This is a genomic window from Pseudomonas sp. PDM05, assembly GCF_014851685.1.
In the GTDB taxonomy this organism is placed as follows: domain Bacteria; phylum Pseudomonadota; class Gammaproteobacteria; order Pseudomonadales; family Pseudomonadaceae; genus Aquipseudomonas.
Map to the genome: position 1 here is coordinate 451,577 of NZ_JACVAC010000004.1, position 18,623 is coordinate 470,199.

Genomic DNA, 18,623 nt, shown 5'->3' on the forward strand with positions numbered 1-18,623 from the left:
TGCTCACCCGCTTGTCGAATGCTGATACCCGCAAATAAAAAAGCCGTGATCAACTGATCGCGGCGTCGGCTTTGGTGCGAATCACATTGGCGGCGCTCAGGCTGCCGTCACGCCAGAAATCCATATGGGCGAACTGCTCGAACAGATCCGGCGGCAACAGGCTGCGGCGCGCTTGCAGCGCCACCCGTGGCTTGACCCGATGCAGGCCGGCTACGCCCAGGTCCTGGTCGAAATCCGGAGCGTCGTAGCTGAGGTTGTCGAAGTCATGCTCGAACCACGGCTCGCCGATAAATTCATAGACCAGCCGCATGACCCGCTCGGGGGCCTGGGCCAGCAGGTCGTAGTCGACGATCAACATCGAGTCGGCGTGTTCGCCGTAGTACGCCTCTTTGAGCGCCGACCACGCATACCCGACCATGCGGTTGCGCTGGGCCAGGGTCTCGACGCGGCTGTACACGGTATTGCGCTCGACATCGTCGTTGAACAGCTTGGTGTTTTCGAAGGGATTGGCGCGGTACAGGCGCTCCAGGCTGTCCATGATCCACGCGACATTACGCACGCAGGCGATGACTTTGGCTTGGGGAAACAGGTCATGCAGCGCCGGCATGCGCGCGCACCACTGGCGATTGGTGTCGAACACCACCGGCGTGGAGGTTTTGTCGGCGTAATAGGAATCAAACAGGCCGCGCAGCAGGCGGCGGCGGGTGTCGGCGTCGATCACCGAGCCAAACTCGCTGCCGGCGCTGCACTGCCCCAGCACACCCTTGAACAGGGTGCCTACCGGGCTGCTCATGCCCGCATGAAAGCGCGGGTTCTGCAGCAGGATGGCAGAGAGTAGGGTCGAGCCGGAGCGCGGCAATCCGGAAATAAAGTGATACGGCAATCCATTCACCACTTTTTGTCAGACAATTCCTTTTGTCACCGCAGAGTAGCTCAGGATTGATACAACCACTAGTGGGTAAATGCCACTATTTGCAGCCGATTTAATACCGATTCGAAATTAACGACATGCCTCAGGCTGCAAAGAAACAGGCCCCGTACACAGCACAAATAGCCGCGCCCTCGCCCCGCCGCCATCTTGCTGCAATACCTGGCGCCAACCGTCGGGGATCGGCGCGAAATCGTCGGGCATTTCATTGCTGCTGATCAGCCAGACGCGGCGGGTTTCGGCGGGCAAAGCCGACAGACGGTCGAGGTAAATGCGGCCGCCGTCCTGATCCACCAGCGTCCCGAAACCATAGGCATTCGGCCGGGTCGGGGTGCCGTCGGGCTTGGGCGGGGTGTAGAGCTGCAACTGGGCGTCGGTCTGGTCGTAATACACGTAACTCAAGTACCACATCATGTCGCTGAGTACGATGCGGTCGTCGTCCTGGTAATTGCGATTGACGAACTCCACCGGCACGTTGAACTGGTCATGCACATCCACCGTGGCGTTGTTCTTCAACCCCAGCAGTTCAACGCCGACAAACACCACGAACAACGCCGCCCCCAGCCACGACAGACGGCTCGGCAGACGATCGATGGCCAAAGCCATGAGCAGCGGCAAGCCGATGGCATACACCGTCAGGTAACGTTCGATAAACACAGGCGATACAAACGACACGCCATACACCAACAGCACCGGCAGCAGCAGAAACAGCGCCAGCAGGCGCGCCGGCCGCAGGTTTTCGCGGTCTTTCCAGGCAGTCACCGCAACCACCGCCATCAGCGCTAGCGGGAACAGCCAGAACAGCGGCGCCCAGAAGTCGAGGCCTTCATCCTGCAGTACGAACTGCCAGATCATCGAGGGCACGGAGATCAGCGTAACCGGGTCTTCCCAGCCAATATCGCCGCCGACCTTGAGCTGCTCGACATGCTGGACCAGATCCAGCAGGTTCGGCAGCCAAGGCAGGTACAACGCGACAATCGCCACATTGGCCCACCACCATGCCGGACGCGCGAGCAAGCGCTGGCCCGGCGCCTGGGAACGGTACAACAGGCCCAGCCAGGCCCAGTGCACCAGCACACACAACGCCGTGAAGTAATGGGTATAAAAAGCGGCCGCCATCAGCAGCACATAGGCCACCAGGCAGCGCGCGCGCGCGGGCTGGCGCACCCAGTACACCAGCGCCAGCGTGGCCCCCAGCAGCCACACCGCCAACAGCGAATACATGCGCACTTCCTGGCTATAGCGCACGGCGCTGGGGAACAGCGCCAGCAGCACGCCCGCCAGCAAGGCAGCGCGACGCGTGGACAGCAGCCGCATCAGCCACATTCCCAGGCCCACGGCGAGTACGCCGGGGATCGCACTCATGCCGCGAATCGACCAGATGCCGTCGCCAAACACCTCGATCCAGCCACGCAGCATGAAAAAGTACAGCGGCGGGTGCACATCATGGGCCGCGTGAAACCACAGGTCGTCAACGGCGTATTCGCTGAGCAGCAGGCTTGAGCCTTCGTCGCCCCAGATCGCCGCCGCCGTCAGACCATAGAACCGCACGGCCATGGCCAGCGCCAGGATCGGCACCCACCATAGCCGGCTCAGCCAGCCGCTGCCTTCCCAGGCCTGCGCCACGGCAAATGTACCCACTTTTTCGTCTTGCTCGACCACAGACCGTCGCACCTCAAATCCCCTGACACTGCCGGTTTCCCCGGCAAAAATTGCGCATGCGCCAACAGGCGCAACTCTAGGGCATAAGCCTGGGTTTCGCTCGCGGTTTCGCATTGGCCAGGCGCCGCGCAAAAGTGCGTCTACGCTCTGCGATGACGCCGGATCGATTGGCGCCACTCCATACCTAAGAGCTCACACAAGGATTCGCGACTCATGGAAGTATTTATCGGCACCATCCAGTCTTTTGCCTTTAACTACGCCCCCAATGGCTGGGCGTTATGCAACGGCCAGGTCTTGGCTGTGCAACAGAACGCCGCACTGTTTGCGTTGATCGGCACCTTCTACGGCGGCAACGGCCAGTCCACCTTCCAACTGCCGAACCTGCAAAGCCGCTTGCCGATGGGCATGGGCCAAGGCACAGGCTTGTCGGCGCGGGTTATCGGCGATTTTGCGGGCACCGAGTCCGTCACGCTGCTGGCCGGCAACCTGCCCGCCCACACCCATGGCGCGGGCACGCTCGCCGGCAGCACCACGGTGCAGCTGACCAGCGTCGTCAGCAACTCGGTGACGGTACCTACGCCGACCAATGCCTATATCGGTGCTTCCGGCCCAGGCCCTGGCAGCGCGACGATCTATTCCGATCAACAAGGCGCCAACCCGGTGCCGCTCAAGGGCGTCAGCACCACGGTGGTCGGCGACACGGCGGTTGCCGGCCAGAGCCAGGCCTTTGCCACCCTGAACCCTTACCTGGCGATCAACTTCAGCATTGCCCTGGTCGGGCTCTACCCTTCACGCTCTTGACCCGTCCCCAATCAACCCCGCATTGGTAGTGAGCGGGCTCGCCCCGCGCTGGGTGGCGAAGCCGCCCCAAAACCAGGCGCCTCGGTTCTTCTGAAACACCGCGGCGGACCGATTTGGGGCGGCTTCGCCACCCAGCGCGGGGCAAGCCCGCTCACTACGAGGAGCCAAAGCATGTTGAATCTAGTCACTCTGGAACATTTTCGTCCTCTGCTGGCTCAGCCCAGTGTGCTGTACCTGCCAGATGGCTCGGCGTTGCAAATCCAGGTGCAGGGGCTGCGCCCGGCGCCGGAGGCCAGATTGCCGGGCACTGCACGGGAGGGCTTCAGTGTGTCGCTCAATAGCCTCGGGCCGACGGATTTCGTCGACGGCTTGTGCCGCCTGCCCTTGCCGGATGTATGCCTGGAACACGTGTTCGTGTCCCGCGAGCCGGCCATGGGGCGCGACGGCGAGCGCGGTTACTTCTGCATCGTGTTCAACTGAGACGGGTACCACACCAGCCGTTGCGCGGCCGGTGTCTGTTCTTCCACGCGAAACCCCAGCGCCAGGTAATGCTGGCGCGCATGGGGGTTGCTCGCCCACACCACCGTCGCCACCGGGCAACACACTTGGGTGGCGGCCTGCTGCACGCTGTGCAGCACCGCCCGGCCGAAACCCTGGCCACGTGCGGCAGGGATGAACGCCAGGTACAGCACGCGGATTTCATTGGCGCCGAAGTCGGCACTCAAGGCACCGATAGGCGTGCCGAGCTTTTCCACCACGTAATGCAGGGCGCCTGGAAACTGCTGATCCATGCCCCGCTCCTGCACCTGGAACTGCTGGGCGATGACCTCTTCAACGACCTCTTGCTCGCCGTCGATCCACTGCAAATCCGCCCGCGCCGAATGGTAGAGCTTGTGCAAAAACGGCCCATCGCTGGCCCGTGACGGGCGCATCGCCAAGCCCTGCGCCAATCCGCCATTGTTGTTCATCATCGCCTGCCACTCCTTGTCAGAACCCGCTTTCCCTAACCCCCAACGCCGCCGCCCGCCGCCAGGCCGTGCCCAGCACCGACTCACTGCGCCCTTGCAACAGCACCACGCCGCGCAACGGTTGCCGGGGTGTCTCGATCGCCTCCAGGCTTTTGAGGCGCGCACCATATTGCGCCTGCACCGGCGCCGGGCGCTGGTTTTCGTCGCGGCGCACGGCAATCGGCCCGTGATGGTCGGAGGTCAGCGCCTCCTGATCCAGATAAGCCACGCCGTTGGCGTCGATGTCGGTCAGTTGCACCGGGATCGCGGCGTGCATCGGGTCATCGGCGATAAACCGCCCGGTCGCCCCAGGCCCGACTCGCCAAAGCTCCGCTTCGGCCAGGTAGCCGCGCAGGCGCGCGCCCTCTTCCACCACCCGCACCAGCGCATCCTTGGGCGACAGCCAGCGACCCACGCTCAATTGCGGCAGCACATCGCGTACCGTGCCCCCATGGGGCGCACGCAACAGCAGGCGTTCGCGCTGGGCAGCGAGGCCACGGTATTCGGCCAGGGCCTGGGACAGGCGCTGATCGTTGATCCCGGCGTCGGCCGCCGTTTCACTACGCCCGGCCTGGCGGCGCATCTGCAACTGCAGGATCTCGACTTCGCGGCGCACGATGCTCTGGCGCGCGTCGAGGTCCGGCGACTCCAGTTCGATCAGCACCTGGCCCTGGGTCACCGCCTGCCCGTCCACCACCCGCAGCGCCTTGACCCGCGCCGCTACCGGCGCATGAGATGCGCTGACGCGACCGGCCTCAAGCATGCTCGGCAGCTCCACCGCGCTGCGCCACGGCACCACCAGCGCCAGCACGATCAACCCCAGTCCGAGGCTGCTGAGCAACACCCGAGGTGTATGGGCCTGGCTGCGGCGGCTCCACCACTCACGCCACTCCTTGTAGATCGGCAGGCAGATAAACCACGCCAATTCCACCAGCATCAGGAAGATCCCGAGCAGCTTGAAAAACAGGTGATACACCGCCAACGCGATCCCGAGGAACAGCGCCGCGCGCCACAGCCACGCCAGGTAGCCCCACCACAACAGGCGGCGCCGCATCGTCGGCGACCACGGTTCCGGCGCCGGTTCGCCATAGCCGAACAGCAGCTCCCGCAGACGCCAGCGGCACAGTGCGAAAGCGCGGCCTTGCAGGTTGTCGACGCCCCATAAATCGCTGATCAGAAAGTAACCATCGAAGCGCATGAACGGGTTGAGGTTGATCGCCAGGGTGGTCAGCCAGGTGGCGCTGGCCAGCATGAACGCCGCCGTGCGCGCCGGTCCGTCCGGCAGCAGCGACCAGGCCAGCAAGGCGATGCACGCCAGCAGCAGCTCGGCCATCACCCCGCCGGCGCCGATCATCAGGCGCGCGCGGCGATCATTGACGCGCCAGGCGTCGCTGACATCGGTGTAGAACATCGGCAACAGCACCATGAAGGCCACGCCCATGCTCTGCACCCGACAGCCGGCGCGCTTGGCCATGAACGCATGGCCGAATTCATGGCACAGCTTGGCGAAGAACAGCGCCACGCCAAACGCCAGGGCGCCGCCGAGGCTGAACAGGTGCGGGAAGGTCGCCAGGAAGCGCTGCCAATCGCGCGCCACCAAAAAGACCCCGAGGCCGAGGATCATCGGCAAACCGTAACGCAACAGGCCCGGGCCAAAGCGTGCCAGCCACGGCCAGGCGCGGTTGAGAAACGCGTCCGGGCGCCACAGCGGGATGCGGAAAAACAGGTATTGATGCAGCAGCACCTGCCACAGGCCCTGCTTTTGGGCGGCGGCTTTATACAGGTAGCTGGCGCGTTGTTCCGGGTCGAGGGCAGCGATCAGGTCGTGGGCGCGCAGAAAGCTCAGCAGCTCGCTGACCTCGCTGTCCCCCAAGGGCAAGCCCGGCTCGCGGTTGGCCGCTTGCAGGACTTTTTCCGCATCGCCCAGGGACCAATGCCGCAGCAGGCGGATAGCCGTGGCGCCCAACTTGAAATAGCGCCCACGCACCGGGTCGGCGAGGGTCCAGCGCGGCGAACCGTCCAATGCTGCGCCGGCGCTGGACAGTTGCAGGTCGTCACGCAGCTTGGGCAGGCTCATCACAGGCCCACGCTTTGACGCAGGCCCGCCAGCGGTCGACGCAGCAAGTACAGCGCCAGCGGCGCGCGGTCGCCATACAGCTTCGCGGTGCCACGCAGGCCGATGCGCGGCGGCGCGTCATCGAACTGCGCGTCCAGGCGATAGGCCAATTGCCCGCCCGGCGTAGGCTGCGCCTCGTACGCGGCACGTTGCAGGGTGGCGAGGTGGCGTTGCAGCGGGTCACTGTCGAGGAACAGCGCGACCTGCGCGTTGGGCGCCAGGGCAATCGCATCGCCCACCGCCAGTTCGATGCGCAACTCGGCCTGGCCAGGGTCGGCGATCTGCAACAGGCGCTCGCCGGTTTGCACGGGTTTGCCGGTCCAGCGCTCGGCGTCGGCGAACACCGCGATGCCGTCGCGCTCGGCACGCACCTCGCTGCGCTTGAGCAGCTCGCGGGCGTAATCGCGTTCGGCGCGTTTTTGCTCGACGCGCGCGGCCAGCAGGTCGATGCGCGAGCTGGATTCGGCATCGGCAAAGGCACGTTGGGAATTGGCCTTCAACTCCGCTTCCGCCACGCCCAGGGCCCGCGCCGCCACGTCCGCCTGGGCGGTCAGGGTGGTGCTTTCGAAGCGCAGCAGCAGGTCGCCGGTTTTCACGCTTTGGTTGGGTTTGACCAGGAACTCGGCAATCACCCCGTCCAAGGGCGCCGCGACGACTTGCCCGGCCAGTGGCACCACTTCGGCAGGCGCCAGCACCGATTGGCGCACCGGGATCAGCAGCATCAGCAACAACCCGAGCACCACCGCCACCTGACGTTTGCGGGTCAGGCGCAGGCGCCACGGCTGGCGCGGTTGCAACGCATGCCAGGCATGGCTGTAGGTGTCGCCCAACTGCGCCAGCAAGACTTGCTCGGCCGGGTTCCACGGCGTATCCCGCGCCAGCCACAGGCCACCAAACACCTGGCCTTGGGGGTTGATCAGCGGCAACCAGAACACATGTTCGGCCGACAGGCTCTGCCAGTCGGCGCGTACCGCGTCGCTCAATGGCTCGGCGGGCACCACGCGCGCGGTCTGGTCGAGATCCAGCTTGTGCAACTGCGCCACCGCCTGCTCGACAAACGCCACGAACGGCGCGTTCGGGTCGACGCTGCTCACCGCTGTGACCGCCTGCACCTTGCCCGCGATCAACAGCGCGGCGTGGCGATAGCCGAACAGCGCTTGCCCATCGTTGACCAGGCTGTAGGCCAACTGCTCGGTGGTGCGGGCGGCGCGGGTCTGGCGTTCGAGGTCGAGAAACTGCGCGAACACCCGCTCGGTGTTCCCCGCCATCGGTGCGTTCATTGCAGTTGCGCGAAGTGGGCGGTACCGCTCATACCCGCCATCAAACCGGCGGCATTGGGCAGGGTAGCGACCAGCAGCAGCGTCTGGCTGCCCTCATCGATGCGCGCGCCGAGGCGTTTGACCGTGGCACTGAACGCCTGGCCGGTTTCGTCGGGGGTGAAATTGAAGGTCTGCCCGGGCTTGAGTTTGCCCATCCAGCGCGACGGCACCAGCAGGTGGATTTCCAGGCTGCGGTTGTCGACGATTTCCAGCAGCGGCGCACCCGCCGACACGCTTTCATAACGCTGGACCTTGCGCTGCACCACCTGGCCGTCATACGGCGCCAGCACGCTGCAACGCTTGATCTGCACCTGATAGACCTGGGACTGGGCCTGGGTCTCGGTGAGCTTGGCCTCGGCCCGCGCCACTTCGAAACGCCCGACGGAATTGAGCGAGGCCAGTTGTTTGTTGTGCGCCAGTTCTTCACCGGCACCACGGCTGGCGGCCTGGGCGGCGTTCAGTTGGGCCTGGTAGGCCGAACAATCGAAGCGCGCCAGGGTGTCACCCTTCTTGAACGACTCGCCTTCGCTGAACGGCAGTTCGACGATGCGCCCCGACAACTCACTGGCCAGCATCGCCTGGTCGCGGGCCCGCAGCACACCGCGCGCTTCGCTGGTGGCACTGGCGGCAGTCGCCGGCGGCTGATCCAGCAAGGGATCTTCAGCCATGGCCAACGGCGCCACGCCCAACAGGCAGGTAAAACCCAACATCAGTGCATTCAATTGCTTCATACGGTCAACTCCCTGACATACAGCGCAGTCTATGTCAGAGAAATTAAATTGCCACTACCCTCAATCGGACAAATCTACGATTTGTGTAGGGCTTCACCGAAGCGATTGTCGGATCAAGCTATGATTGCCGCCCTCCAAGGACTCAGGATCAAGGACACGTCATGCGCATCGGTTTTCTGTCACCCCTGGCACTGGCTCTGCTGGCCAGTGTTTCCCTGCCCGCAGCGGCCAGTTCCGACAACTTTTGCTTCCCTGACTGGCGCGTCGCCCGCAGCAGCCTCGACCGCTGCAACAACCTGCCGTTCCTGAGCCCGGGCAATGACAGCCGGGCCAACCTGCGCCTGATGCTTGCCGACAAAAAAGGCGCGCCGCTGACGCCGAATGCCTTGGACGAAGATGACCTGGCCCAAGGTTTCGGCGCGGTGCCGTTTCCACAGTACCGCCTGGCCCTGGCCTCCAACGGCGAGACCGAACCTGACTCCGACGATTCCCCTACCGCCGAACTCGACACCCTGCTCGAACCCCTGGGCATCAAGCGCGAAGACTACAAAACCGCCGGTGAAGGCTTCGTCAGTGGCGAAGGCAGCCGCTGCCGCAGCAACGACGACAGCAGCGCCACCGCGTTTATCCGCCAGGTCGCCAAGGCCGACATGCCCCAGGCCGAGCGCGAACTGCTGGCCAAGGCGCGCCTGCAACTGCTCACCACCTGCGACTGGGACGGCCCGGTGGTCGCGGACCCGCAGCAGATCCAGTCCACCGACGGCCAACTGTTTCGCACCTACCTGCAAGCCGCCGCCGACTTCTACAGCGGCCGCTTCGCCGAGGCCGAGCGCGGCTTCAGCGCGGCTGGCAGCGCCACTTCGCCCTGGCTGAAAGAAACCGCGCGCTACATGGTTGCGCGCAACGCGCTCAACCAGGCCCAGGCCAACACCTATGACGAATACGGCGTGCCCGACCTCGAACGTGTGGATAAAACTGCGCTGGCCACTGCCGAGCAAGGCTTCGACGGCTACCTGAAGACTTATCCACAGGGCGAATACAGCGTTTCTGCACGCGGCCTGCTGCGTCGCGTGTACTGGCTGGGCTTTGACAGCGAGAAGCTGGCCGCCGCGTTTACCTGGGCGCTGACTGAAGCCAGCGACGCGCAGCGCAACGTATCGGTGGATGAACTGGTGGAAGAGGCCGACCTCAAGCTGCTGATGTCCAGCGGCGAAACCGTCAACACGCCGATGATCCAACTGGTCAGCGACCTGATGGTGATGCGTGGCGGCGAGCAACCGGCGCTGACCCGCGCCGACCTGGAAAAACAAAAGTCGGCCTTTGCCAGCGACCCGGCGCTCTACGACTACTTGCTGGCCGTGTGCGCGCTGTTCGTCGAGCAGCAACCGGACGCCGCCTTGAAGCAATTGCCGCAAAGTGTGCCAGCAAGCCTCAACTACTTCGCCTTCAGCCAACAGACCCTGCGCGCCCTGGCCATGGAAGCCAAACAGGACTGGAAAGGCGCCGAAGCGCTGTGGCTGCAACTGCTGCCGCTGGCGAAACTGCCACTGCAACGCGACCAGTTGGAGTTGGCCCTGGCCATGAATTACGAGCGCAGCGGCCAGTTGGCCAAGGTGTTTGCCGCCGACTCGCCGATCAGCGCCAACCAGGTGCGCTACATCCTGCTGCGCAACGTCGCCGGGCCTGAACTGCTGCGCCAGCAGATCGCCCAGGCCCGCGACCCGCTGGAACGCGAAACCGCGCAATTCGTGCTGCTCTACAAAAACCTGCTGCGCGGCCAGTTCGAAAGCTTCGCCGACGACCTCAAGCAACTGCCTGTGCCTGCGTCCGAAGACAAACTCGGCACCAGCCTGGGTTATGTCTACGGCGGCAACCAGACCCTGCGGCTGTTCCAGTGGAACGGCGACAAGGCCGAATCCGGCTACGTCTGCCCGAGCATCGCGCAAACCGCCGAGACCTTGCAGGCCGACGCCAAGAACCCACAGGGTCTGAACTGCATCGGTGAATTCATCCTGCGCAACAGCCTCGACGGCATGCCGCTCGAACAAGCCCGCGCCGCCGGTAGCCTGGGCAGCACCGCATCGGACTTCAAGGGTGAAACCTTCTCGCGCCTCGACGGCTACCGGCAGGTGATCGGCGACGCCAAGGCGCCAAAGAATGACAAGGCCTACGCCTTGTTCCGCGCCATCAACTGCTACGCACCGGCCGGCTACAACAGCTGCGGCGGCAAGGATGTTGAGCCGGCGGTGCGCAAAGCCTGGTTCCGCCAGCTCAAAAGCGGCTTTGCCGACACCCAGTGGGGCAAATCGGCGCAGTACTACTGGTGAAGCCGCTGTGGCTCGCCTGGCTGCTGCTGGCAAGCCCGGCGTTCGGCGCCGTCGACGCCCGCGACTACGACGCCTTCTGGCTGTGGAGCGGCGTCGCACCGCAGCCGGTGCTTAAACAGGCCAACAGCCTGTACATCCTCCAGGGCCAGATCAACGCCAACCGCCGCGCCCCCGAACGCGGCGCGCAACTGATCGCCCAAGGCATCGGTGTGCCGCGCCTGACCCGTGGCGACATCTGGGTGGTGTACCGCGCCCACACCCTGCGCTGGCCGGAGGCGGTCTACAGCCAACTGCTCGGCCAAGTGCAACGCTGGCGCGACGCAGGCAACCCGGTGGTCGGCATCCAGATCGACTTCGACGCCCGCACCCAATACCTGCACGAGTACGCCAGCTTCCTGCGCGACCTGCGCCAACGCCTGCCGGCCGAGCTGAAACTGAGCATCACCGGCCTGCTGGACTGGAGCAGCAACGCCGACCCGGCTGCCATCGCCCAGCTCAAGGGCGTGGTGGATGAGGTGGTGGTGCAGACATACCAGGGGCGACACAGCATCCCGGATTACGCGGCGTATCTGCCACGGATGAATCGCATGGGGCTGCCGTTCAAGGTCGGCTTGATTCAGGGTGGAGCGTGGGAGGAACCGGGGTATTTGAAAGGGAGCGAGTGGTTTCGGGGGTATGTGGTGTTTTTGCAGAATCGTTGACATCGTTGACATCGATGTCAACTCTGTGCAAGAAAGTGTCCACAGTCCATGGACAGTGGACACCTTGGTTCTATAGAAAATGAAAAGTCAAGACATTGTAATACTGTTCAAATTGATCAGCCTGGACCTGCTTGCAAGAGGCGAGCGGGTAAAAAAGCGCGAGTTCCGCGTCATGCGTGACTTTGACGACACCATGCTCCTGGCGCTAAGTGGGTCCTCAATCTCGATGGAGAGCTTTCTCGATCATTCCCCTGAAGACAACTTCGAGAAGATTCAGCTCTCTTCTGCTCAAGAATGGGAAGGATGGGAGGACATCGAGGACAAAGAGCTCACGCCCAACATCGAAAGCTATTCCGTCCGAGCCCTTTCGGCCGCCCTCGCATTGAGCAAAAGCGAGGTATCCAATTCGATCAATCGCTGCCGGGAAATTGGCCTCATCTACACCGACTTGCTGAGCGGGAAACCCAACGTAAGACGCGAGGCTTTGCTGGACTTCGTAAAGTATGCAATTCGATACGTATTCCCAGCCAAGCCCGGCCCGATTGTGCGGGGCATTCCAACAGCCTTTGCCGCACCGATAATGGCAGGCAAGGTCATGAGCGGCGGGGATTTAATTCCCGTCTGGCCCGACGCCTACGGAAAAAGCAAAGGTCAGGAAATCACACCTTTATACAAAACTGTGCCTGGCGCGGTGAAAAAGGATGAGCTTCTCTATCACTTCCTGGCCCTCGTCGACGCCATCCGTATCGGCGGGCCACGCGAAGCCAAAGTCGCCGACGCGATGCTGAGGGAGTGGATCTTGTGACGTCCAACAGAACCATGATGTTGCACATGCTTGAGGAGGTTGCCGATGCGCTGGGTGAAGCGTTGCGCGCGCAAGTAGCCTTTGTCGGCGGATGCACCACGGTTTTGCTGATCACTGACGAATACACCCTGGAGTCGGTTCGCGGTACGGATGATGTGGATCTGGTTATTCATCTGGCGGGGACTGCTGACTGGTATCGCCTGGAAGAGCACCTGAAACCCCGAGGTTTCAAAAATACCGGTCAGGATTCTGTCATCTGTCGTCTGCGACTGGGCGCTCTGAAAGTCGACTTCATGCCCACTGATGAAAAGGTACTCGGCTTTTCCAACACCTGGTTCGTCGGTGGTCTGCAAAACGCGGTCGACTACACGCTGCCCCACGGAACCTCTATCAAAGTATTCGCCGCACCGTGGTTTCTCGCCGCAAAGCTTCAGGCCTATCAAGGCCGAGGCCATGGCGACGTGCTGATGTCCAACGACATCGAAGACATCATCGCGTTGCTGGACGGTCGCGAAGAACTCATCGAGGAAATGAAGCAGGCGCCCATCGAACTGCGGCGCTTTGCCAGTGAACAATTGGCTGCATTGTTGAAGCTGTCGGTGTTTCAGGACGTCATCCAAAGCACCGCCCAGGACTCTGATCGTGAAGCACTGATCCACGAGCGCTTGAGAGCACTGATTGGCTTCGGTGCGCCTGCTTGATCGTGCACTTGAGTCTCAGCCGACAAGGAACCGACAGAACAGAAAACCGCGATGTCAGCGGCTCGGCGCACAACGCAGGCGCGTGTCTCTATGTGATCGCCGACGGAACCTCAAAACCGGGCAGTGGCGAATTGGCGCAAGCCCTGACCAGTCATTTGCTTGATTGCTTTTCCAGTGCGGCGCCGTCTGCTGTGTCCTGCCTGGATAACGCCCTGGAACTGACACTTGCCGCACTCAAACACGCGCATTCAAACCTTTGCCCCGACCTCCCCTTGGCCTCCACCAGCTACCTCGCCCTGCTGATGCATGACCAAAGCGCCGTCGCGATTCACGCCGGTGACTGCTGCCTGGGATACGTCGGTAGCGATCAGCGTGTGGTGTGGCTAAGTCCGCCCCACTGCGGGCCCAACTGGAAGGGCGACCTGAGCCACTCATTCATCGCCAGTAGCCCGGCCCGCAAGCGGCTGCTCAACTGCATGAGCTACCGACGACCTCATGAGCCCGCCCTGCAATTCATCAACAGCGTTCCAGACACAACCTGGGTTATGGCAACGGACGGGTTTTGGGCCGGTCTTTCCGCTGAAGAGCAGCGAGAGGCCATTGCAGGACAAACCCTGGACACTTGCTCAACGGAAGATGACGCCACCTTCATGCTATTACGAACGAGGGAGCTGTCCTGCGAGAAATAACCTACCCGTCGTAGGTCACGCTCGACACCGCCGTACTCCATGCAACAAACCGGCGTCCACGGTTCATTTGAACCGTGGACACTGGGTTCTACAGAAAAGGGAAATACAGCGCTTCGATTACTGCAAACGCCCAGAAAATCATGCCGATGAGAATCCAGATGCCATTGGCCCACGTCAAACGGCTGTTGGCCTGGCCCTGGGGATCATTTTCCAGATGGTTCACCGCCTGCTGAATTTGCACGGACAATGCAGCCTGCACGATGAGCAAGCAGAGGCTGATCTTCAATCCGTTGAAGGGCGAAACATACCAAAGGAAGGTTAAAGGCAAGAACGTGCAGGTGATCCAACCTAAGGCAAAACACCGCGGCCACCATCGATAAGGTCGCTCTTTCAAATCAAGCACACGCTTGATGTTCATCGCCAACGCGTAAATGAAAAAAACCGAGAAAAAAGCCCGCACCAACGGCAGCACTCGAGCCCCCGTTGCGGCGCGATAAAGGCTCCAATGTTTGTAGGACCAGTAAAAGCTATAGAAACCCTGGGACAACAACACCATCAGTAATAGTTTGCGCGGCGCTACCACGAAAAACGTAGGTTGCAGCGCGGCAGGCGGGCTTAGATTGGCTTGCGGAGGGGCATAGGGGTTATCGAATGGCATGGACTCTTTTCCTTGATAAGTCGGCGCCAGAGGCTAATGCGTAACCCCGCCCAATCCGTCAGCGTGAGCAAAATCAAGAGCGCTCCTACACGCCACTTCCTGTGGCGCCAGACTCGTCCTACGCACCAGCCCGCATCCGCAGAGCCTGCCTACCAGTCGTAGGTCACGCTCGACACCGCCGTACGCCCTTCCCCGTAATAACAATCCAGGTCACTGGTGCACTGCGACAGGTAGGTCTTGTTGGTGAGGTTCTGCACGTTCAGCGCCAGTTTCACGCCCTTGAGTTTCAGCGGCGAGCGGCTCAGGTCGTAGCTCAGGCTGGCGTCGTAGACGCTGTAGGACGGCACGCTGAAGGCACCTTCGTAGTAGTCGCCCAGGCTTTGGCGGGCGTAACGCACGCCCAGGCCTGCGCCGAGGCCGGCCAGCGGGGTGTCGCCGAGCACGTTGTAGTTGACCCACATCGAGGCGGTGAGCGGCGAGATGCCGGCCGGATGGCGGCCCTGGCGGCCTTCTTCGTCCTTGGTGTATTTGATGTCGTTGCGTGCAGCCGAGGCGATGATGTCCCAGGCATCGTTGAGCACGGCCTTGGCTTCCAGTTCCACACCGCGTGAGCGCATGGCGCCGCTCTGGGTGCTGAACGTGTCATTGGGGTTGGTGGTGATGACGTTTTCCTGGTCGAGTTGGTAGACCGAGGCCTGCACAAAACTCTTCTGGCCAGGTGGTTGGTATTTCACGCCGACTTCGTATTGCTTGCCGATAGACGGATCGAACGGCTTGCGGTCGACGTTGGTGCCGGTCAGCGGCAGGAAGGATTCGGAGTAGCTGATAAACGGCGCCAGGCCGTTATCGAACAGGTACACCAGGCCCGCGCGGCCGGTGAAGGCTTCGTCCTTGCTGGCGAAGCGTGTTTTTTGCATCGGCTCTTTGTTGACCACGCTGGCCCAGTCGTAACGGCCGCCGAGCACCAGCGCCCATTTGTCCCATTTGATCTGGTCCTGCACGTACAGGCCGGTCTGGCTCAGGGTGCGGTCCCAGCGGTACGGCTGGCGGTAGTCGATGTGCTGGCCGTAGACCGGCTTGAACAGGTCGATCGCCGCGGCGGTACGGTCGTAGAGGCCGTGGAACAGCGAGCCGGAGTGGTAGTAATCGAGGCCAAAAATCATCGTATGGGACAGCGCGCCGGTGTCGAATTCGGCCTGGGCGATGCTGTCGACGCCAAACACTTTGTTGTTCTGCGCCCAGTCCACTGCGTAACGTTGCAGGTAGCGTTGGTCCTGCACCCCGGTGGCGGGGTTGGCGACGAAGGCGTAGCCGTGCAATGGCGCGGTGTAGCGGTCGTCGACCTCGGCGTAGCGGGCGTTTTGCTTGAGGGTCCAGGTGTCGTTGAGGCGATGGGCAATCTCGTAGCCCAGCACATACTGCTCGCGGTTGTACTGGTTGACGCCCGGCTCGCCGAGAAACAGGTCGCGCTTGATCTTGCCGTTGGGGTTGGCCCACAGGGTGCCGGACGCCGGCAGGCCTTGGGCTTCGGGCACGCCTTTGTCTTTCTGGTACTGGGCGAACAGGGTCACGCTGGTGTCGTCGTTGGGCCGCCAGGTGAGGCTGGGGGCGATGAACTGGCGTTTGTTTTCGACGTAGTTGATTTCGTCCTGGCCGTCGCTGAACAGGCCGGTCAGGCGATAGAGAAACTGCCCTTGTTCATCCAGCGGGCCGCCGAGGTCGATGGCCGCGCTTTTGTGCTCGTAGGTGCCGGCCTCCAGCACCACTTGGTGCACCGGGGTTTCGCTGGGGCGCTTGCTGACCATGTTGACGATGCCGCCCGGTTGGTTCTGACCGTACAACACCGAGGCCGGGCCCTTGAGCACTTCGATGCGTTCCAGGGAGTACGGTTCGATCTGCAACGCGCCGCCGGTGCTGCCGCCGCCGTAGGGCAGGTGCAGGCCGTCGAGGTACAGCGGGGTCGGCGAGAAGCCGCGCGAGGTCGGCTCATCGAACAATTTGACCCGGTCCGCAAAGCCGCCCGCCGCCATGCCCGGCGTGTAGAGCAACGCCTGGGTCACGCTCTGGGCACCGCGCGCCTTGATCTCGGCGGCGCTGATCACGTTGATGGTCTGGGGGATTTCCACCAGCGCCGAGTCGGTCTTGCTGCCCGAGGCGCTGCGCGTGGCGACGATGCCGTCCACCGGGCCCCAGGCGCTTTCCCGGGCTTGCTCGCCGCTGATCTGGGTGGCGCCCAGTTGCAACGGGCCGCCGCCGGAAATCGCCTGCAACGACCAACCGCCCTGGGACTGCATCGCCACCAAGCCGCTGCCCGCCAGTAACTGCTCCAAACCGGCGCCCACCGCGTAACGCCCTTGCAGGCCGGCGCTGCGCTTGCCTTCGGTGAGTGAGGCGTCCACCGAGAGCAAAATCCCCGAGGCGCTGGCGAAGCGGTTCAATGCCTGGTCGAGGCTGCCCGCCGGAATGTTGTAGGCGCGCTGTGTTTCGGCGCTTTCAGCGGCTTGAACCAGGCTCGGCAGCAGGGGCACGGCGGCCAGCAGGCCGACAAACACGCCACGGCGCAGGGCGCGGGCCAGGGGTTGGATCTGGTGATGCGGCATTGCAGGACTCCCCGTGAGATCGCTTCTTGATTGGCTTTCAAGAGGTATCCCGAGCGGGATGCAAAAACCGACAAGTGCTTGGCAAACTTTTTTCAGACCCGTGCCTTGATCGTCACCCAGTAGCGCGTCACTGCCTGCACCTGTACCGGCAACGAGCGCTCCAGCGCGGCGAGGATCGCGTCGGTGTCGTCCAGTGGAAACACCCCGGTCAGCAACAGGCCGGACACCGCCTGATCACAGCGCAACAGCCCAGGACGATAGCGGCTCAACTGCGCGACAAACGCGCCCAGGGGCTGGCGTTCGGCGATCAGGCGGTGCTCGGTCCAACTGCTGGCATTGGCGTCCACCGCCGCCAACGCCGTGCTCTGCCGAGGGTTGAACCACAGGCTGTCGCCAGCCTTCATCTGCACCGCCGCGCCGTGCAGCGGGGTCACGCGCAGGCGGCCTTCGTAGAGGTCGACGCGGCTGCCATCGGACAGTTCGCGCACGCCAAAACGGGTGCCCAGGGCTTGCACATCACCGGCCGGGGTTTCGACGATCAACGGGCGCAGCGGGTCGTGGCCGCTGGTCAGTAGCACCTCGCCACGGATCAAGCGAATGCGGCGTTCGCTGGCGCTGAAACGCAGGTCCACCGCGCTGTCGCTGTTGAGGTCCAGGCGTGTGCCGTCGCTGAGGGTGACGTGGCGGATCTCGCCGGTGGCGGTGCGGTGTTCGGCGAACGCGGCCTGCCAGGGTTCGCTGCGCTGCACCAGGTAGCCGCTGCCGCCGGCCACCAGCAACAGGCCGAGCAGCTTGAGGGCGGCGCGGCGTTCGGTGTCCGGGGTGTCACGCAACACGGCGCGGGCGCTGTCGACGGGCACGCCACCGAGGGTTTGCTGCAAGTGCTGCAAACGTTGCCAGGCGCGGCGGTGTTCCGGGTCGGCGGCCTGCCACTGGGCGAAGGCCTGGCGTTGTTCGCCGTGCAGGTCGCCACCCCATTGCAGCATCAGCCATTCGCTGGCTTGCTCGACAATGGCCGGGGCGATGGGCGCGTCGTGTCTCATTCGGCGTAGGCCACTTGGTAGCAGGCGACGATGGCGCGGGTCATGTACTTCTGCACCGAGCTGAGGCTGACGCCCAGGCGCTCGGCGATCTGTGCGTAGCTCAGGCCTTCGAACTGCGACAGCAGGAAGGCACGGCGCACGTTGTCGGGCATGCGGTCGAGCATCGCGTCGATCTGCATCAGGGTTTCGAGGATCAGCGCGCGGGTCTCCAGGCTCGGCGACTCGGGCTCCGGCAGTTGCGCGATGCTGTCCAGGTAAGCGCGCTCGATGCGCAGGCGCCGCCACTGGTCGATCACCAGGTTGCGGGCGATCTGTGCCAGGTAGCTGCGGCTTTCCTTGTCGCCGGGAAAGCGCCCGGACACCAGCAGGCGCAGGAACGTGTCCTGGGCCACGTCGGCGGCGTGCTCGCGGTCGCCCAGGCGTTTACGCAACCAGCCTTGCAACCAGCCGTGATGGTCGCGGTACAGGAGGTGAAGCTGTTGCTGGCCGTCAGTCGCGGTGTCCATGAAAAAGCTCAGATACACTATTGAGAGCA

Annotated in this window: 17 protein-coding genes; 7 read left to right on the plus strand and 10 right to left on the minus strand. The window is 63.3% G+C overall.

Annotated elements, in window-relative coordinates; all coding sequences use genetic code 11:
• Positions 1-49: 49 nt before the first annotated feature.
• Together IB241_RS11830 and IB241_RS11835 are read right to left on the minus strand one after the other, a co-directional pair.
• The gene (locus tag IB241_RS11830) at positions 50-892 is read right to left on the minus strand and encodes a sulfotransferase family protein (RefSeq protein WP_412547870.1); all 843 of its coding nucleotides are present in this window, start codon (positions 890-892) and stop codon (positions 50-52) included.
• A 108-nt stretch (positions 893-1,000) separates the two neighbouring features.
• The gene (locus IB241_RS11835) at positions 1,001-2,602 is read right to left on the minus strand and encodes a glycosyltransferase family 39 protein (RefSeq protein ID WP_192298559.1); all 1,602 of its coding nucleotides are present in this window, start codon (positions 2,600-2,602) and stop codon (positions 1,001-1,003) included.
• Between the two features lie 201 nt (positions 2,603-2,803).
• Between IB241_RS11835 and IB241_RS11840 the strand changes: the two genes are divergently transcribed.
• Together IB241_RS11840 and IB241_RS11845 are read left to right on the plus strand one after the other, a co-directional pair.
• Positions 2,804-3,391, plus strand: coding sequence for a phage tail protein (locus IB241_RS11840; protein ID WP_192298560.1), 588 nt, complete (start codon positions 2,804-2,806; stop codon positions 3,389-3,391).
• 171 nt (positions 3,392-3,562) lie between these two features.
• The gene (locus IB241_RS11845; RefSeq protein WP_192298561.1) at positions 3,563-3,871 is read left to right on the plus strand and encodes a hypothetical protein; all 309 of its coding nucleotides are present in this window, start codon (positions 3,563-3,565) and stop codon (positions 3,869-3,871) included.
• Here IB241_RS11845 and IB241_RS11850 read toward each other — a convergent pair.
• Genes IB241_RS11850 through IB241_RS11865 form a run of 4 tightly spaced genes read right to left on the minus strand, consistent with a single transcriptional unit; the run spans position 3,847 to position 8,501 of the window.
• A complete protein-coding gene (locus IB241_RS11850) occupies positions 3,847-4,362 on the minus strand; it encodes a GNAT family N-acetyltransferase (RefSeq protein ID WP_192298562.1) in 516 nt (171 codons plus the stop codon). The genes IB241_RS11845 and IB241_RS11850 overlap by 25 nt on opposite strands.
• Before the next feature lie 16 nt (positions 4,363-4,378).
• Complete coding sequence (locus tag IB241_RS11855; RefSeq protein ID WP_192298563.1) at positions 4,379-6,475, minus strand: biotin/lipoyl-binding protein; 2,097 nt, start codon at positions 6,473-6,475, stop codon at positions 4,379-4,381.
• Positions 6,475-7,794: an efflux RND transporter periplasmic adaptor subunit gene (locus IB241_RS11860; protein ID WP_192298564.1), complete on the minus strand. Its 1,320-nt coding sequence runs from the start codon at positions 7,792-7,794 to the stop codon at positions 6,475-6,477. Before IB241_RS11860 ends, IB241_RS11855 begins: the two co-directional genes overlap by 1 nt.
• A complete protein-coding gene (locus IB241_RS11865; RefSeq protein ID WP_370694899.1) occupies positions 7,791-8,501 on the minus strand; it encodes an efflux RND transporter periplasmic adaptor subunit in 711 nt (236 codons plus the stop codon). Before IB241_RS11865 ends, IB241_RS11860 begins: the two co-directional genes overlap by 4 nt.
• Before the next feature lie 224 nt (positions 8,502-8,725).
• On the opposite strand from IB241_RS11865, the gene IB241_RS11870 reads away from it, so the two are divergent.
• The 5 genes from IB241_RS11870 (at position 8,726) to IB241_RS11890 (ending at position 13,787) form a co-directional block, all read left to right on the plus strand.
• On the plus strand, positions 8,726-10,891 hold the full coding sequence (locus IB241_RS11870; protein WP_192298566.1) for an outer membrane assembly lipoprotein YfiO: 2,166 nt from the start codon (positions 8,726-8,728) through the stop codon (positions 10,889-10,891).
• Positions 10,888-11,592 (plus strand): DUF3142 domain-containing protein, encoded by a 705-nt coding sequence (locus IB241_RS11875; RefSeq protein ID WP_192298567.1) that lies wholly within the window; start codon positions 10,888-10,890, stop codon positions 11,590-11,592. Before IB241_RS11870 ends, IB241_RS11875 begins: the two co-directional genes overlap by 4 nt.
• Before the next feature lie 79 nt (positions 11,593-11,671).
• Positions 11,672-12,397, plus strand: a complete 726-nt coding sequence (locus IB241_RS11880; protein ID WP_192298568.1) for a hypothetical protein — start codon at positions 11,672-11,674, stop codon at positions 12,395-12,397.
• Positions 12,398-12,411: 14 nt separating this feature from the next.
• A complete protein-coding gene (locus IB241_RS11885) occupies positions 12,412-13,098 on the plus strand; it encodes a hypothetical protein (RefSeq protein ID WP_192298607.1) in 687 nt (228 codons plus the stop codon).
• 2 nt (positions 13,099-13,100) lie between these two features.
• Positions 13,101-13,787, plus strand: coding sequence for a protein phosphatase 2C domain-containing protein (locus IB241_RS11890; RefSeq protein ID WP_318652596.1), 687 nt, complete (start codon positions 13,101-13,103; stop codon positions 13,785-13,787).
• 88 nt (positions 13,788-13,875) lie between these two features.
• On the opposite strand, the gene IB241_RS11895 is transcribed toward IB241_RS11890, so the two are convergent.
• The 4 genes from IB241_RS11895 to IB241_RS11910 all read right to left on the minus strand — a co-directional run bounded on the left by IB241_RS11895 (position 13,876) and on the right by IB241_RS11910 (position 18,594).
• Entirely contained in the window at positions 13,876-14,445 is a 570-nt protein-coding gene (locus IB241_RS11895) for a hypothetical protein (protein WP_192298570.1), read from the minus strand.
• Between the two features lie 149 nt (positions 14,446-14,594).
• The gene (locus tag IB241_RS11900; RefSeq protein ID WP_192298571.1) at positions 14,595-17,045 is read right to left on the minus strand and encodes a TonB-dependent siderophore receptor; all 2,451 of its coding nucleotides are present in this window, start codon (positions 17,043-17,045) and stop codon (positions 14,595-14,597) included.
• A 92-nt stretch (positions 17,046-17,137) separates the two neighbouring features.
• A complete protein-coding gene (locus IB241_RS11905; RefSeq protein ID WP_192298572.1) occupies positions 17,138-18,088 on the minus strand; it encodes a FecR domain-containing protein in 951 nt (316 codons plus the stop codon).
• Positions 18,085-18,594 carry a sigma-70 family RNA polymerase sigma factor gene (locus IB241_RS11910; protein ID WP_192298573.1) on the minus strand — a complete coding sequence of 170 codons (510 nt, stop codon included), beginning with the start codon at positions 18,592-18,594 and terminating at the stop codon, positions 18,085-18,087. The genes IB241_RS11905 and IB241_RS11910 overlap by 4 nt, the downstream gene beginning before the upstream one ends.
• Positions 18,595-18,623 lie beyond the last annotated feature (29 nt).

Excerpts from the sequence above, each read along its gene's own strand:
- IB241_RS11865 (WP_370694899.1), bottom strand. The coding sequence starts at position 8,501 with ATGGCTGAAGATCCCTTGCTGGATCAGCCGCCGGCGACTGCCGCCAGT.
- IB241_RS11910 (WP_192298573.1), bottom strand. The coding sequence starts at position 18,594 with ATGGACACCGCGACTGACGGCCAGCAACAGCTTCACCTCCTGTACCGC.
- IB241_RS11855 (WP_192298563.1), bottom strand. The coding sequence starts at position 6,475 with ATGAGCCTGCCCAAGCTGCGTGACGACCTGCAACTGTCCAGCGCCGGC.
- IB241_RS11905 (WP_192298572.1), bottom strand. The coding sequence starts at position 18,088 with ATGAGACACGACGCGCCCATCGCCCCGGCCATTGTCGAGCAAGCCAGC.
- IB241_RS11885 (WP_192298607.1), top strand. The coding sequence starts at position 12,412 with ATGATGTTGCACATGCTTGAGGAGGTTGCCGATGCGCTGGGTGAAGCG.
- IB241_RS11850 (WP_192298562.1), bottom strand. The coding sequence starts at position 4,362 with ATGATGAACAACAATGGCGGATTGGCGCAGGGCTTGGCGATGCGCCCG.
- IB241_RS11840 (WP_192298560.1), top strand. The coding sequence starts at position 2,804 with ATGGAAGTATTTATCGGCACCATCCAGTCTTTTGCCTTTAACTACGCC.
- IB241_RS11880 (WP_192298568.1), top strand. The coding sequence starts at position 11,672 with ATGAAAAGTCAAGACATTGTAATACTGTTCAAATTGATCAGCCTGGAC.
- IB241_RS11870 (WP_192298566.1), top strand. The coding sequence starts at position 8,726 with ATGCGCATCGGTTTTCTGTCACCCCTGGCACTGGCTCTGCTGGCCAGT.
- IB241_RS11900 (WP_192298571.1), bottom strand. The coding sequence starts at position 17,045 with ATGCCGCATCACCAGATCCAACCCCTGGCCCGCGCCCTGCGCCGTGGC.
- IB241_RS11845 (WP_192298561.1), top strand. The coding sequence starts at position 3,563 with ATGTTGAATCTAGTCACTCTGGAACATTTTCGTCCTCTGCTGGCTCAG.
- IB241_RS11895 (WP_192298570.1), bottom strand. The coding sequence starts at position 14,445 with ATGCCATTCGATAACCCCTATGCCCCTCCGCAAGCCAATCTAAGCCCG.
- IB241_RS11860 (WP_192298564.1), bottom strand. The coding sequence starts at position 7,794 with ATGAACGCACCGATGGCGGGGAACACCGAGCGGGTGTTCGCGCAGTTT.